This is a genomic window from Pseudoalteromonas sp. KG3 (assembly GCF_030436385.1).
Lineage (GTDB): Bacteria > Pseudomonadota > Gammaproteobacteria > Enterobacterales > Alteromonadaceae > Pseudoalteromonas > Pseudoalteromonas prydzensis.
Genome location: NZ_CP098523.1, coordinates 3,243,887 through 3,259,529 on the forward strand (window position 1 = coordinate 3,243,887; position 15,643 = coordinate 3,259,529).

General features: G+C 40.7%; 9 protein-coding genes. 7 read left to right on the plus strand and 2 right to left on the minus strand.

Features of this window, described 5'->3' with window-relative positions; translation table 11 throughout:
• Positions 1–46: 46 nt before the first annotated feature.
• A complete protein-coding gene (gene acs / locus NDQ71_RS15300) occupies positions 47–1,987 on the plus strand; it encodes an acetate--CoA ligase (protein ID WP_301561803.1) in 1,941 nt (646 codons plus the stop codon).
• A gap of 97 nt (positions 1,988–2,084) precedes the next feature.
• Complete coding sequence (locus tag NDQ71_RS15305) at positions 2,085–2,738, plus strand: response regulator transcription factor (protein ID WP_064665485.1); 654 nt, start codon at positions 2,085–2,087, stop codon at positions 2,736–2,738.
• A gap of 71 nt (positions 2,739–2,809) precedes the next feature.
• On the opposite strand, the gene purU is transcribed toward NDQ71_RS15305, so the two are convergent.
• Positions 2,810–3,640: a formyltetrahydrofolate deformylase gene (gene purU / locus NDQ71_RS15310; RefSeq protein ID WP_301561804.1), complete on the minus strand. Its 831-nt coding sequence runs from the start codon at positions 3,638–3,640 to the stop codon at positions 2,810–2,812.
• A 374-nt stretch (positions 3,641–4,014) separates the two neighbouring features.
• Between purU and NDQ71_RS15315 the strand changes: the two genes are divergently transcribed.
• From NDQ71_RS15315 to NDQ71_RS15335, 5 genes are all read left to right on the plus strand, one after another.
• Positions 4,015–12,633, plus strand: a complete 8,619-nt coding sequence (locus tag NDQ71_RS15315; RefSeq protein WP_301561805.1) for a DUF1566 domain-containing protein — start codon at positions 4,015–4,017, stop codon at positions 12,631–12,633.
• 70 nt (positions 12,634–12,703) lie between these two features.
• Positions 12,704–13,108, plus strand: coding sequence for a four helix bundle protein (locus NDQ71_RS15320; protein ID WP_301561806.1), 405 nt, complete (start codon positions 12,704–12,706; stop codon positions 13,106–13,108).
• Positions 13,108–13,632, plus strand: a complete 525-nt coding sequence (locus NDQ71_RS15325; RefSeq protein WP_301561807.1) for a DUF1566 domain-containing protein — start codon at positions 13,108–13,110, stop codon at positions 13,630–13,632. Before NDQ71_RS15320 ends, NDQ71_RS15325 begins: the two co-directional genes overlap by 1 nt.
• A 4-nt stretch (positions 13,633–13,636) precedes the next feature.
• Positions 13,637–13,948, plus strand: a complete 312-nt coding sequence (locus NDQ71_RS15330; RefSeq protein ID WP_301561808.1) for a hypothetical protein — start codon at positions 13,637–13,639, stop codon at positions 13,946–13,948.
• Positions 13,949–14,009: 61 nt separating this feature from the next.
• Positions 14,010–15,169, plus strand: a protein-coding gene (locus tag NDQ71_RS15335) for an IS3 family transposase (protein ID WP_086962489.1) whose coding sequence is annotated in 2 segments (ribosomal slippage) — positions 14,010–14,283 and positions 14,283–15,169 — 1,161 coding nt in all. Because the reading frame shifts where the segments join, the coding sequence is not laid out codon by codon here.
• Here the strand turns inward: NDQ71_RS15335 and NDQ71_RS15340 are convergent.
• Positions 15,117–15,605 carry a transposase gene (locus tag NDQ71_RS15340; RefSeq protein WP_301561809.1) on the minus strand — a complete coding sequence of 163 codons (489 nt, stop codon included), beginning with the start codon at positions 15,603–15,605 and terminating at the stop codon, positions 15,117–15,119. The two genes, NDQ71_RS15335 and NDQ71_RS15340, sit on opposite strands and share 53 nt — an antisense overlap.
• Positions 15,606–15,643 lie beyond the last annotated feature (38 nt).

A 15,643-nucleotide genomic window follows, 5' to 3' on the forward strand; every position in this document is an offset into this window, starting at 1 on the left:
GATCCTTAAGATAGGCCTTAGGCAAGTAATTAAAATGGAGACGAGTATGTCACAAAGTATCTATCCAGTTCCTGCACAGATCAAGAATGCAGCCTTAGTTGATAACGATAAATATAATACACTTTACAAGCAATCTATTGATGACCCTGAAGGTTTTTGGGCAGAGCACGGTAAACGTCTCGATTGGTCAACACCTTTCACGAAAGTGAAAAACACCTCTTTTGATAAAGGCCATATCAGTATTAAATGGTATGAAGATGGCGAACTTAATGCTTCCTATAACTGTATTGACCGCCACCTTGCGACTAAAGCAGATAAAACCGCTTTAATTTGGGAAGGTGACGATCCATCGCAAAGTGAACATATTTCTTATCAACAGCTGCATGACGAAGTGGCAAAATTTGCCAACGGTTTGAAAAAACTCGGTGTGAAAAAAGGCGATCGTATCGCGATTTACATGCCCATGTCACCGCAAGCTGTTTATGCAATGCAAGCATGTGCGCGTTTAGGTGCAATTCACTCGGTAGTCTTTGGTGGTTTCTCACCATCAGCAATTGCAGATCGGATTAAAGATTCAGGCGCTAAAATTGTCATTACTTCTGACGAAGGCCGCCGTGCAGGTAATACTGTGCCACTAAAAGCCAATGTTGATGAAGCCGTAGCGCAACAGTCAGTAACCACTATCGAGCACGTGGTTGTTCATCAGTTAACGGGTGGCGACGTTCAGTGGCATGAACATGATGTATGGTGGCATGATTTAGTTGCTGATCAAGCCCCAGATTGTGCACCAGAGCCGATGAATGCAGAAGATCCACTGTTTATCCTTTATACCTCAGGTTCAACAGGTCAACCAAAAGGTGTTGTACATACCACAGGTGGTTATTTAGTGTATGCATCGATGACCCATGAATATGTGTTTGATCTAAAAGAAGACGATATTTTTTGGTGTAGCGCCGATGTGGGTTGGATCACAGGTCACAGCTATATTGCATACGGTCCATTAGTTAATGGCTGTACGCAAGTCTTATTTGAAGGTGTACCAACTTACCCAACCGCAGGGCGTATGGGTGAAGTGGTCGATAAACACAAGGTGACTATTCTATATACCGCACCAACCGCGATTCGTGCCTTAATGGCGAAAGGTGATGAGCCAACAGCAACTTCAAACCGCGATAGCCTACGTATTTTGGGCTCGGTTGGTGAGCCAATTAATCCAGAGGCGTGGACCTGGTATTACGAAAACATCGGTAAGAGTAATTGCCCAATTGTAGATACATGGTGGCAAACCGAAACCGGTGGCATCATGATCACGCCATTACCAGGCGCGACAGATATGAAACCAGGCTCTGCAACCCGACCATTCTTTGGTATTGCGCCGGCATTATTTGATGCAGAAGGTAACACTCTGGAAGGCGCTGTTGATGGTAACTTAGTTATCCTTGATAGCTGGCCTTCTCAGGCACGTACAGTTTATGGTGACCATGAACGTTTTGAACAAACTTACTTCTCAGCTTATCCGGGTGTGTATTTCACGGGTGACGGTTGTCGCCGTGATGAAGATGGTTACTACTGGATCACCGGCCGTGTTGATGACGTGCTAAACGTATCAGGACATCGCTTAGGTACTGCCGAAATTGAAAGTGCACTGGTTGCTCACCCTGCGGTTGCCGAAGCCGCTGTTGTCGGTTACCCGCACGATATTAAAGGCCAAGGTATTTATGTTTACCTTACCCCAAATGAGGGGGTAACGGTTAGTGATGAACTAACTAAAGAAGTACGTAACTGGGTACGTAAAGAATTAAGCCCAATAGCATCGCCTGATATGATCCAATGGTCACCGGGTTTACCGAAAACTCGCTCTGGAAAAATCATGCGTCGTATTTTACGTAAAATCGCTGCAAATGAGCACGAACAACTAGGTGATACCTCAACACTTGCCGATCCAAGTGTGGTTGATGAATTAATCGAGAACCGATTAAATCGTTAAATATGCGTTAAAAACTTGATTAGAAGTTGATTCTAAACGTAGTATATCGGCTGTCAGCTATTCGATAGATGACAGCCGAATTCATTAGGAGTGAACCATGAGTCAGTTTTTAATAGCGGACGACCACCCGTTATTCCGTGAAGCACTAAAAGGGGCATTAACTGCAAAGTTTGACGACTTAGAAGTTTTCGAATCAGAAAATTTTGACACAACATTGCAGGTGCTGAGCGAACAAGAAGATTTAGACATCTTATTACTAGACCTACATATGCCAGGTAGTGGCGATTTATACGGCCTGATCCGCATTCGCGAAGATTACCCAAGTTTACCAATTGCCGTTGTCTCTGGTAGTGAAGACATCAATATTGTTTCAAAAGTAATGAGCTACGGGGCGATGGGATTTATTCCTAAATCGTCATCATCCGATGATATTGCTGGCGCAATTAATCAAATTCTAGAAGGCGATGTATGGCTGCCTAGCGAACTAAAAGACAAAGTAGCGAGCATAACTAATGAAGATAAAGAAATCGCCGCTCAAGTTGCCTCACTCACGCCACAACAATATAAAGTGCTACAGTATCTACATGAAGGTTTGTTGAATAAACAAATTGCCTACGAATTACATATTTCAGAAGCAACAATTAAAGCACACATTACTGCTATATTCCGTAAACTCGGGGTTTATAACCGTACTCAAGCGGTACTCATTGCAGCAAAATTACAACTCGAACCTATCGAGCAAGCACAATAATTACAACGTCGAAGTTATTCAATAATAAAAATAAAGAGGCCTAGGGCCTCTTTATTTCTGCACTGTTTTACCTAACTAAACACCACTGTACGGTTGCCATTAATAAATAGCTTATGCTCAGAGGCTAATTGCAATGCTTTACAAAATACGCTTTTTTCAACGTCTTTACCCATCTTCGCCATCATTTCTGCGGTATTTGCATGATTAACATGAGTTACGTCTTGCATGATAATTGGCCCTTCATCGAGCTCATTATTAACAAAATGCGCCGTTGCACCAATGATCTTTACACCCCGTTCAAATGCCTGGTGATATGGCTTAGCACCGATAAATGCTGGCAAAAAAGAATGATGAATATTGATAATTTTACCGTCAAAGCGGCCAACAAACTCAGGACTTAAAATTCGCATGTATTTAGCCAGGCCAATAATATCTGGTTTGTAACTAGCAATTAAGTCACCCACTTGCAGGTCGTGTTCAGCGCGTGATAGCCCTTCATGGCTGACCACATGAAACGGCACCTCAAAGCCCTTCGCCAATGGTGCTAAGTCAGGGTAATTAGCAATTACAGCCAATACTTCAATATTCAGCGCTTGCTCAAATTGCTTTAGTAATACGCCGCCTAAGCAATGCGCTTCTTTAGTCGCTAATAACACCACTTTAGTTTTCGCGTCAGTGTGCAGTGCTAATTGCGCGCCATCGGGCAGTAAAGCCTGTAATTGATTTAAAAAGTCAGGCGCTGGTACGCCAGTTAATTCAGTGCGCATAAAAAAGCGTTGAGCGTCTTTATCTACAAATTCATTATTGCGGGTAATATTTAAATTATGTTGGTGGCAAAGTCCGGTGATTTTAGCTATTAAGCCTACATCATCGGCACATTGCGTGGTTAGTATCGTGTTCATGTTTCCTCATTCTAATCCCGTGAACAGTGGCACCATTATTTGTTAATTTGTCACAATAGCAAGGGCTTTATTAAGTAATTGATAATTACTCATGAGTCGTAGCAGCGACTTTACGTCGCGTTTATTTTTCGACGCGGTGTAAACCCGCTGCAACCAGAAAAATATTTAAAATTTTTTGAGAAAATTTTAAACAGAATACGTGTGTATAAATTTTATCGCTCGGAAGTTAATTTAATGTTGTTAATTTGTTTTTGTAGTTGTAGTTGTAGTTGCATTTGTTAAACACGGCGTTTTTATTATCACTTTATATGTTTGCGCTGTTAGTCATTAACAAAAATTAATGTAATTACCCATTGAGTCTTCAAGGAACTGACATGAAAAATAGTGCGTTATTTGTATTGTGTGCTTTGCTTACCGCTTGTGGTGGTAGTGACGATAACAAAAAAAAGACTGAACAACCGATACAAAGTTACACTATATCTACTAATGTTCAAGGTGAAGGACAGCTAAACCCTACAAGCCTTGTTTTAAAGCAAGGAGAAAGTGGTACATTTGAGCTACAGTCTGCTCAAGGGTATCAAGTAGCTAACGTTGAAGGCTGTAATGGCAAGTATAGTAATAATAAATACACTATTGAAAGTGCAACACAATCATGCCAAGTAACCGCAATATTTGAAGCCAAAACAATTAACTTAACACTTGAAAGTGATGCTTATATAACGCTCAGTGCAGATAAAACCGACTATGTTTATGGCGACTCAGCTGTCATTAATTATGAACTAAGTTCAGGTTATTTATTAGATGAAATAACAGGCTGTGATGGGGTATTAGATGATGGCGTTTATAAAGTTGATACACTCACTGCTGATTGCAAAGTAAACGCAACAACATTACCAACAAGCCAACAATTTAATGGCGAAGATGCCGCAAAAATTAATGTTACTGTGTTAGATGGTAAAGGCAGTATTTTACCATCAAGTAAAGGCATTATTGACCCCTCTACCCCAGAATTACCAGCCTTAAATAGCGTGCTTGAATTTGAGCGAGATTTACTTGCCGTTGATATTGCAACTGAAGCAGGGCAAACCATCGAGCTGCAAATAACCTATGAAAACCCATTACCTACACAATTTACTTATCAAAAATTGATAGAGCAACAATGGCAAGCGCTGGACCAAGAAAATGTGACAGTGAGTGATGATGGCTTAACACTAACATTAACTTTAACTGATGGTGGAGCGGGTGATAGCGATGGCGTGATTAATGGGGTGATCAAAGATCCTGGCGGCCCAGCTGTTATAAGAATGCACTCGGTGACAGTTAATCAGTCAATTGGCGGGGTTATAACGCCAGAGAGCCTAGCTGTGGCTCATGGTGATACTGCATTATTTACTATTACAAGCGATACAGGTTATAGCATTGAAAGTGTAACAGGGTGTACCGGTACTTTAAATGGAACAAGTTATCAAACAGCAGCCATTACACAAAACTGCGAAATATCAGCAGAGTTCTCACTTAGGTCATTTTTAGTCACTGCTCAAGCGGGTGAGGGCGGGCAAATATCCCCACTTGAGCAGATGGCTACTTATGGAGAAACTTTAACATTCACTGTAACGGCAGATGATGGCCATAATATCGAGTCAGTTGAAGGCTGTAATGGTTCATTAGCAGGTAATATATATACCACAGGTATGATCACTGCTGAATGTGAAGTGCGGGCAACATTTGACCCTCAAACTGTATTAGTAACAGCCCAAGCTGGTGTGGGCGGCAGTATTTCACCAATGAGTCAAGAGATTAATGTTGGGCAAACAACAACTTTAACCGTATCAGCGAATGCAGGCTACAGCATAGCCAATGTCACAGGCTGTAAAGGCACATTGAATGGTAATACCTATACCACAGGTGCAGTAACGTCCAATTGCCAAGTGCAAGCCAGTTTTAGTATTGACAGTTACACCGTAAACGCCAGTGCTGGCGAGGGTGGTACGGTTAACCCTGCAACACAAAATGTAAACCACGGCAGCAGTGCTCAAATTACGATTACACCAAACGAAGGTTACAGCATTGACGCAGTAACAGGCTGTAGCGGCAGCTTAAATGGCAGCACTTATACTACAAGTGCGGTAACCGCCAATTGCCAAGTACAAGCTAGTTTTAGTATTGATAGCTACACAGTAAACGCCAGTGCAGGCGAGGGCGGTACGGTTAACCCTGCCACACAGAGCGTAAACCATGGCAGTAGTGCTCAAATTATCATTACAGCAAACGAAGGTTATAGCATTGACGCGGTAACAGGGTGTAGCGGCAGTTTAAGTGGTAACACTTACACCACAAGTGCAGTAACCGCTAATTGCCAAGTACAAGCCAGTTTTAGTATTGATAGCTACACAGTAAACGCCAGTGCAGGCGAGGGCGGTACGGTTAACCCTGCCACACAAAGCGTAAACCATGGTAGTAGCGCGCAAGTTACGATTACACCAAACGAAGGTTACAGCATTGACGCGGTAACAGGGTGTAGTGGCAGTTTAAGTGGCAACACTTACACCACAATTGCAGTAACTGCAAATTGCCAAGTGCAAGCGAGTTTTAGCATTAATAACTACACAGTAAGCGCCACTGCAAGTGAAAGCGGTACGGTTAACCCTGCCACACAAAGCGCAAACCATGGTAGCAGTGCGCAAATTACGATTACAGCAAACGAAGGTTACAGCATTGACGCGGTAACAGGGTGTAGTGGCAGTTTAATTGGTAATACCTACACTACAGGTGCAGTAACCGCTAATTGCCAAGTGCAAGCGAGTTTTAGTGTTGATAGCTATACCGTAAGTGCCACTGCGGATGAGGGCGGTACGGTTAACCCTGCTACACAAAACGTCAATCAAGGTAGTAATGCACAAATTACGATTACACCGAATGAAGGTTACAGTATTGATGCAGTAACAGGGTGTAACGGCAGCTTAAATGGCAACACTTACACCACAGGGGCGGTAACCGCCAACTGCCAAGTGCAAGCCAGCTTTAGTAGTGATAGTTATAGCGTCGCTGGCAATGTTAGTTTTGCCGGAGCAAAAGTTAAACTTTTAAAGTTACCTGAAATGACATTAATTGCTGAATCTGTAACTTCTTCTAAGCAAGAGAATGTTGGTATGTTTAGTTTTCAAGAGCTAGCTTTACCAGCTGATAACTATTACTTGCTAGAAGTAAGTGGCGGTAAGGAGATAGACTCAAACCTTGATGGCATTATCGTTGATGAAGAGATTGTTGATGTGAAAGGTAAGATAAGAGCCATTGTCTCAGCTACAGACTTAATTGAACAAGAAACTCAAGTAACGGCTTTATCTGATCTATTATATTTACAAGTTGAAGATACTTTAAGCGCTACTTCAATTAGCAATATCTACTCAAAAACATTGCCTAACTTAGCTACACAACTAATACAAGATATTAACCTAGATGGGCAAGTTGATTATAAAGATATCCTCTATTTTAATCCTTATACAAGCAGCAATAAACTAAATATTGATTATAAAGACATACGGGATTTTTATATCCCCACAATTTATCAAAATTTAACCAAAGTTGAACAATTAAGAAGTCTTTTACATATATTTGACTATCAAATTGATCTAAACACACAAAATTATCAAATAATACCATTTTCTTTTTCTGCAAGCTTACCAGATATACCCGATTCAATTAGTGTTCAATGGCAGGTTAATAATAAGGTACACGATTTTGAAGAACCTTATACTGAAACAGATGCAGGCTTAACAAGTGTAACAGCAGAATTAAGTCATCAAGGAGAAGTAATCGGTCAATTATCGCAAGTTATTCATGCAGCAGAAGTTGAATTAGTCGCAAGCGCTCAAACTAGCGAGTCTGATACAGTATTTTTTAATTTGGCTGAAAGCTTTGGCCTCGGAGCTGGCGTAACTGTGCCAGCTGGAGCAAGTTCAAAAAATCTAACAATTGAAGTAAATAAAGTAGTAGACGGCACTGCTGCAATAGATAATTTACAGGTTAGCGATACTATCGTGTTTTATCCAGCTGGCACTGTATTTAAAAAGCCAGTGACCGTAGCGCTACCTTATTACAGCAATACAGCACCAGAAAACCTTAGAGTTGTTCGCTACTCTGATAGTGGCGATAAAGATTACTTAAATGCAAGTCACGTCGACACAGAAAATAAACTTATTTATTTTGAGACTCAACATTTCACAAGCTTTACTGTTGAGAGTATTTGTCTTAGGGATAGTTGTGAAAAGTTAAAGAAAAACTTAGATAAAGTAAAAGAGTTGTTGGCTAATCACTATTCAGGTCCCATTGACTATGAAGGATGGGACGATGATATGTGGGAAGATATTTTGAACTCTTGCATCAATGACGATAGCTGCGAAACGAATGTCTATGACCAGTTCTTAAAATTAAATAATTTACTTACCTTAGTACAAGTCTTAGACGGCACATATACAGATGATGATCACCCAGATGGCATAAAAGAAGATTTTAAATATTTAACCGCTTATAAGTATCTGTATAAAAATGATAGCACTATCGAAGCCTCTATGAATCGTTGGAATGATATAAAAGCAGGTTTAAATGTAATACAGGCATATAGAGGTGGTATTGGTGTTTCAATAGAAACGGATGGTGCTCGACAAATTGCGACTGCCAGCTTACAAGCGATGACAGCTTCGTTAGGAATGTTTGATTTCCCACCATCCTCCACTAATGCATTAAACGTTTTATCAACTATTGATTTTAGTGATGGTGGAATTAATCAGTACGGTATCCCCATTAGTCCCTCAGAGGCTGCTAAGCAAATATTAAGTTGGTTAAATGTGCCAGTTTATAATCCAGTAGAGCTTGGAGGAATGCTTATTAAGGGAGCAAATGATATAGCTTTTAATAACCAGATAAAAACTTACATTTTGAACCGTGAAGGGCTGGGGATATCAGATAGGGCAACGCTTGATGATTTTGAAAAAGATCTTGGGTTTATTAGCGGTAGTGGGAAAAAACGCTGGTTTGCGATAGGAAGCTATAGCTCTATTAGTGATATAAACTCTAAAGCTTTTTTTAATAATGTTGAGGACATGTACCAATTTTATAGCAACTATAAAGAAATGCATGCAGATACATACGGTTTTAAGAACACATGTGGCGATATTTATGAAACTTGCGAAAATAGTAATTTGTTTAAATTAACCCCCGAAGCAAGTTTTGCAGCTTTGATGATGACAACATATAAAAAAATAAAACTTAAAGATGAACAAGAATATAGGGAGAAAAACCCAAGCTTTTCTATCAATACCTATCAAATAGATAGAGGAGCAATACAAGAATTTGATCAATCTAGAGGTTTTATTTTACAAGGAGATAAAGGGCGAGAAGTGACGTTAACTCTTACTTTTGATTTGCAAGGAAGTCAAGAGTACATTGATGAATTCGACCCTACACTTAACATGAAAGCTTTGCCTTGTAAACGATTTGAGCTTTGTGATGACTTAGGTGGGTTAACGTTTAAAACTGTCACATACAGCAATAGTGAAGATAGCAGAGTTGTTGATATCGACTTTAAGTTCCCAGAAGAAGCGAATACATATTTTTATAAAATGGAGTTAAGTTATCAATCACTTTTTGCGGGTTTAGAAGAGGAGTTATCAATAACCGTAAATGAAGAGCATGAGAATAAACCGCCTAGTGTTGAAATACTTACTCCAAGTAACTTAGCTTTTACTTCAGGGGAATCGTTTTATTTAGAAGCTAATGCCGATGATGTTGATGGCACAATAAATGATTACCAATGGATAGCTTATTTAGAGAATGAGTTGTTGCCAATAAAAAGTGGTGCACGAACTAATAAAGCAACTTTTGAGGCGCCAAATGTTGCGTCTACTCAAACAATGTTGGTTTATTTAAATGTTACGGATGATGGTGGGAAGCTTACAACAGCTAAACAACAAATTATTATAAACCCGCAAGATAAAACCGCACCTATTGCCGTTGCGGGTGATGATCAAGTTATAACATCGGGTGAATATTATGAACTTGATGGTAGCCAGAGTACTGATGAGACTGACAAACAATATCAGCTTAGCTATAGCTGGCTGCGAATAGATAGCCACGACGGTATTTTTAATGAATCCTGCCAATTTGTGAGTAAAGGGGTAGCTGGTTGTTACGCTATAGACACCAATAAAAAAATTACTTTTACTTACCAACTAACAGTCACTGATAGTCAAGGTAATAGTGGCACTGATAGTGTAAATATAACAGTGGTTCCAAAAGCAGGAGCTATCATTGTCAATGCTGGCCCAGATCAATTTGCTTGGGCAAATACTAAAGTTACTTTAGATGGAAGTGCAAGTTATGCAACAGATAATAAAGATGGCGCTCTAAAGTTTAATTGGTCGCAAATAGGTATTTATACAACAACGTTAAAAATTTATGATGCTGATACTGCCAAGCCTAGTTTTTATGCACCTAATGTTGCTGTACCTACTGAGTTCACAATAAAGTTAGAGGTTGAAGATGAAAAGCAGCGACGTGATATAGACACAATAAAAGTAACTATTGGGCCTGCAGAGGGTGATTTTAAGCCTGTATTTTTATCTATTAATCCAAAACAAGTGGTAGCAGGCACCTCAGCAGTAACATTTAAAGTGATAGGTAGACATTTCCCTCAAACTTTAGCGATGGCTTTAGAAGATTCAAGCTCTTGCTCAGAAGTACAAGTTTTCAGTGGTCATTATTCAGCGGAGATAACTTGTGCAATACCTAGCACTAATAAAACACAGCTTGCTTTTTATATTAAAGAAGCTGCAGGGGGGGCCATTATTTCTGGGGCCGAAGAGCTTAAGTTAGAAGTAACACAAGCAAATGCTCCTAAAGCTGAATTTTCATCTATTAGTCCTCAGCAAGTGGTGGCAGGTACGTCTGCAGTTACATTTACAGTAACTGGTAAGCACTTCCCTGAAACTTTAGCGATGGCGTTAGAGGACTCAGATTCATGCTCCGCAATGCAGGTGGTAAATAGTGAGTTGGCTAATATTACCTGTGGAATACCCAACACAGCTAAAACACAGCTTGCTTTTTACATCAAAGAAACAACAGGAGGCACTATTATTTCTGGAGCAGAGGCTCTCAAGTTAGATGTAAGGACAGTAAGTGCTCATAGTTTTATTCAACCTTGTAAAGAGTGCGGCTACTCAGGCCCGTATGACAGAGATTGGCATGGCGATAATACATCTCACCTAGCTAAAGATTATCCTGCTTTTGTTGGTGATAATGTAGTTGCCATCGCTCGTGGCCAAGTTATAAAGGTGCTTTCAAGTGCGGCTGGTTTTGGTGGTACTAATCCGTCGCTACCCGGTGGGGCAATTGTGATAATGCACACAAAAGACAATGGAGATAACTTTTATGCATTGTATGGTCATGTAGGTGCCATAAATAGCTTAGTTACTGGCGATATTGTTGGACCTGGAGAGGTCATTGGTAAGGTAGAGAGTTATTATGTTGGTACAGATGATGGAATAGAAGATTGGCCGCATTTACACTTTGGCATTTGGGATGCGGAAAGTGACTTTCCAACAAGTCAATTAGGTTATGGGCCTGATCGCCATTTCGTAGACCCTGTTCCTTTTTTGGTTGATAACTATCCAGAGCGCTTAACTGAGGTAACAGGCTTAACTCCATTAAGTGCAATAAAAGGAGAAAACACCACATTCACGCTAAGTGGCGAACACTTACCCAATTCGATTGCGATGTCTTTAGCCGGTTCAGAATCTTGTAGTAGTGTTTATGAAGTCACCTCAACACAAGTTAAAATAGACTGTATAGCAAATATAACGGGGCTTCAGCGCTTTTACATTAAAAATAAATCTGGTGGAATATTTTTAAGGGGGAGTGAAGATATCTCTGTTGATGTACGCAATACAATTAATGATAACAACGTGCTCGGCATTGAGTTTGCCGACACTCATTTTGCTCAGTGTGTACAAGCACATGTTGATGCCCAACAAGTGACTCGTTTGGCTGATTTAACCACGCTGAATTGCAGTAATAAAGGCATTGCATCGGTCACTGAGCTGAGCCATATGACAGGGCTAACTAGCTTAAACTTAGCTAATAATAACCTTGCAACTATTAACCTTGACGATAATTTAGCATTAAACAGTGCGGATTTACGGGGAAATCAGTTTGACCAAGCAACGCTTGATTATTTGGCTGCCATTACCCGTATTACGGACTTAAAATACTTAAATACCCCGCCGCCAACTACGGCAACAGGCAAACTCAATGACACGGGCATAACGCGGTGTGCTGATGGCAATAACAACAAGCTTGACTGCCCAGTTACCGATTATGAAGGACAAGATGCAGAATACGGCCGTGATGCACAAGCCAAGGCAGGCACACTGGAAAAAGTCGGTGGTGGTAATGCTGGCTTTGACTTTACCAAGCTGGATGCCAACGGCAATGACTTACCAGAATCTGCAACTGCATGGTCGTGCGTGCGCGATAACCACACAGGATTAATATGGGAAGTAAAAACCGATGACGGCGGCCTGCACGATAAAAAGGACCGTTATAACTGGTATAACCCTGATAGCAACAATAATGGCGGGCACCCAGGCTATCAAAATGACGATGGCGATATTTGCTATGGCTATGATGCTAATAACGAAGCCAGTTACTGCAATACCCACGCGTATGTTGAGCGGGTAAACACCCAAAGCTTATGTGGTGCCAGCGATTGGCGATTACCAACACGATTAGAGCTCATGGGCATTGTAGACAATGGCACTTATTATCCAGCGATTGACACGCGGTACTTCCCGCAAATTCAGCCACATTCGTTTTGGTCGTCGTCGCCCGATGCCGACTATAGCGATTACGCATGGTGCGTCAGTTTCAGCAATGGCTATGTTTACGGCGGCCCTAAGAGCAGCGGCAGCCATGTCCGGTTGGTGCGAGCCAGACACTAAAAGAATGATCATTGATTTGATGAATCGCCGAATCAGTGACGTTAATACCTGACAGATACGGAGTGTGTGGATGAACTTTAAAGAGTTGGATGTATGGAAGCGCTCGGCACGTTTAAGTGCCGAAATATATAAAGCAACATTTAACCTTAACGATTTTGGTTTTAGGGATCAATTAACGCGCAGCGGTTTATCTGTGCCCTCTAATATAGCAGAGGGAGTGAGCCGACTATCAGATAAAGAAACGGTGCAATTTTTATCAATCGCCAAAGGCTCATTAGCAGAGTTAGAAACACAGGTTTTGATAGGGATGGATATCGGCTATATCAATAAAGATGTAGGCAAAGCATGGTTGGAAGATATCAATGCAATTCAGGCTATGTTGTTTGGGTTAAGTAAGCGTTACAAAATCATCATTGCGACACAAAATAACCAACAGCTTAAAGGGCAAGCTAATAACACGAGTAAGGAGAAATAATGAATACCACACTTAAACTTTCCATTGGCTTGGTTAGCCTGTTTTTTTTAGGTAATGCTGTAGCAAATGGCAGCTGTACTAACGAAAATACAGCCATTCCCTTTAGTACGCCTAGCAGTGACTTTACCATATATGATAATGGTACGGTCACACACAATACCACTGGCTTAATGTGGATGCGTTGTAGTATTGGGCAAACATGGCAGGGTGAAAGTTGTACAGGTGTTGCAAGTTCGTTTACGTGGCAGCAAGCATTAGCTCAAAACGGCACGGACTATGCGGGCCACAGTGATTGGCGAGTACCGAATAAAAATGAGCTGACCTCTATTGTAGAGCAGCGTTGTTATAACCCGAGTATAAATGGCGCTATTTTTCCTGATACACCGGATAGTTGGTTTTGGTCGTCGTCGCCCTATGCCTACTTTGGCAATTTCGCATGGTACGTCGATTTCTTTAATGGCAATGTTGACAACGACGGTGAGAGCGGCAGCAAGCATGTCCGGTTGGTGCGAGCCAGCCTCTAAAAGAATGATCACCGATTTGATGAATCGTCGAGTCATTTTTACACCACGTTTAAACGTAGCAGCGGGTTTACCCCGCTACGAGAAACAATATTTAGTTTTATATTTAACGTTAAACAATATAAGAAGGATTAAAATGAAAAGGTTTATATTAATTTTGTGCATACTCGTTAATTCAACGCCAGCACAAGCAGGTTTCTTAGGAACATTTTTTGCAAATGTTGCGTCTGACTCCTTACAAAATAAGAATAATGGGCGTTACACTTCAGACCCATTAATCAAGGAAAAGAAAATACAGGCAGCGTTGGCCGTTATGTAATGGTCTAATGAAACTGGACAGGTTTATAGCGTAAAATGAGCTAAACCCAAAAGGTATCACTATGACCAGAAAATCAAAAGTAACACTCAGTGCACAACAAAAACTTGAATATGCCAAATTAATGGTAGAAGAAGGTTATACCAATAAGCAAATTGAAGAGATGTCTGGCGCAGGAAAGTCAGCAGTATCACGTTGGAAGCAACAATATCTATCTGAGCTAGATGGTAAGAGCCCGGGAAATGTACAAGCACTCACACCAGAACAGCAACGTATTCAATTGCTAGAGAAGCAGCTACAGCGAGCTTTAAGGGATAATGATATATTAAAAAAAGCCACCGCTTTCTTCATTCGCGACAATCAAAATTTAAAGTAATTAAAGCGTTGAAGAAAGCGACCCCAAGCTATACGGTATCTGAGTTGTGTCGTGCTTTAGAAGTCAGTACAAGTAGTTATTACTATGCGCCCGTCGCGCCAAATAAGTCAGAGCAGGCACTGCTGGAGTTAATTAAATCTATCGCTGACGATTCTGGTTATACGTATGGTAGACGCAGAGTGAACGTTGAACTGAATGCGTTAAATCATACGATTGGAATATATAAAACAGCGGCACTGATGAAAAAGTTGAATATAAAAGCCATCAGGCCGAAGAAAAAACATTACTACCCTAACTCAGGTGATGAACATAAGTACGCACAGAACCTCTTAAAACGAGAGTTTAACCCTGATTCACATAACACGCATTGGGTCGGTGATATTACCTATATCAGGAACCATCAAGGGTGGAGCTACTTGGCCTGTGTGTTAGACTTATCAACGAGGGAAGTTGTAGGGTATGCCTTATCAACAAGCCCAAATGCTGAATTGGCTATAGCAGCATTGAATAATGCTATTAAGCGTCAACAGCCGGTTCTTAATCAACTGATGTTTCATTCCGATCAGGGGTGTCAGTATTCTGCGGCCTCGTTTAGAGCTCGGTTATCACAACTAACTATAACGCAAAGTATGAGTCGTCGAGGTAATTGTTGGGATAATGCAGTAATGGAGCGATTTTTTAGAAGTTTAAAAACAGAGCGACTGAATCGCCTGTCATTTATAAATCATCATTCAGTTATAAGTGAGGTGGACAATTATATTCAGTTTTACAATTACAAACGTAGGCATTCTACGCTTAATTATATGACGCCACATCAGAAATATAATGAATTAAAAAATGCCGCTTAGAATCTCTACAGAATTTGTTGACCATTACAGTTGTTACTAATTTTGTTCTTAATGGGTTTGCAACGATATAACGGGCTTGGTTTATTAAATCGTTTTCATCACGGATTAAGTGGTCGTAGTAGCCTTTTTGCCAAAGTTTGTGGATGTCATATTTACGACAGGTGGTTGCTGTTTGCCCTTTAAATGTTCGAACTACGCCTGCAAGTGTGGCATGTTCAAGTAATTGGAATTGCCAGTGGAGGTGGTCTGGCATGAGCACAAAGGCGATTGATTTTATAAGCTGTTGCTGCTGGAGTTGTTGCATGTGGTTGATGATTTGCCGGTTGATAGCAAGGCAAGTAAAAAACCGCTGGCGTTGATGGGTAACAATGGTGATGCTGTAAAAATGGTTGGTTAAAGACACTCTGCCTTTTCTGAGCCGATATGCGTTGTTCATCTACCTTCCTTGTAGGTTAAACATTAATCGTAGCAGCG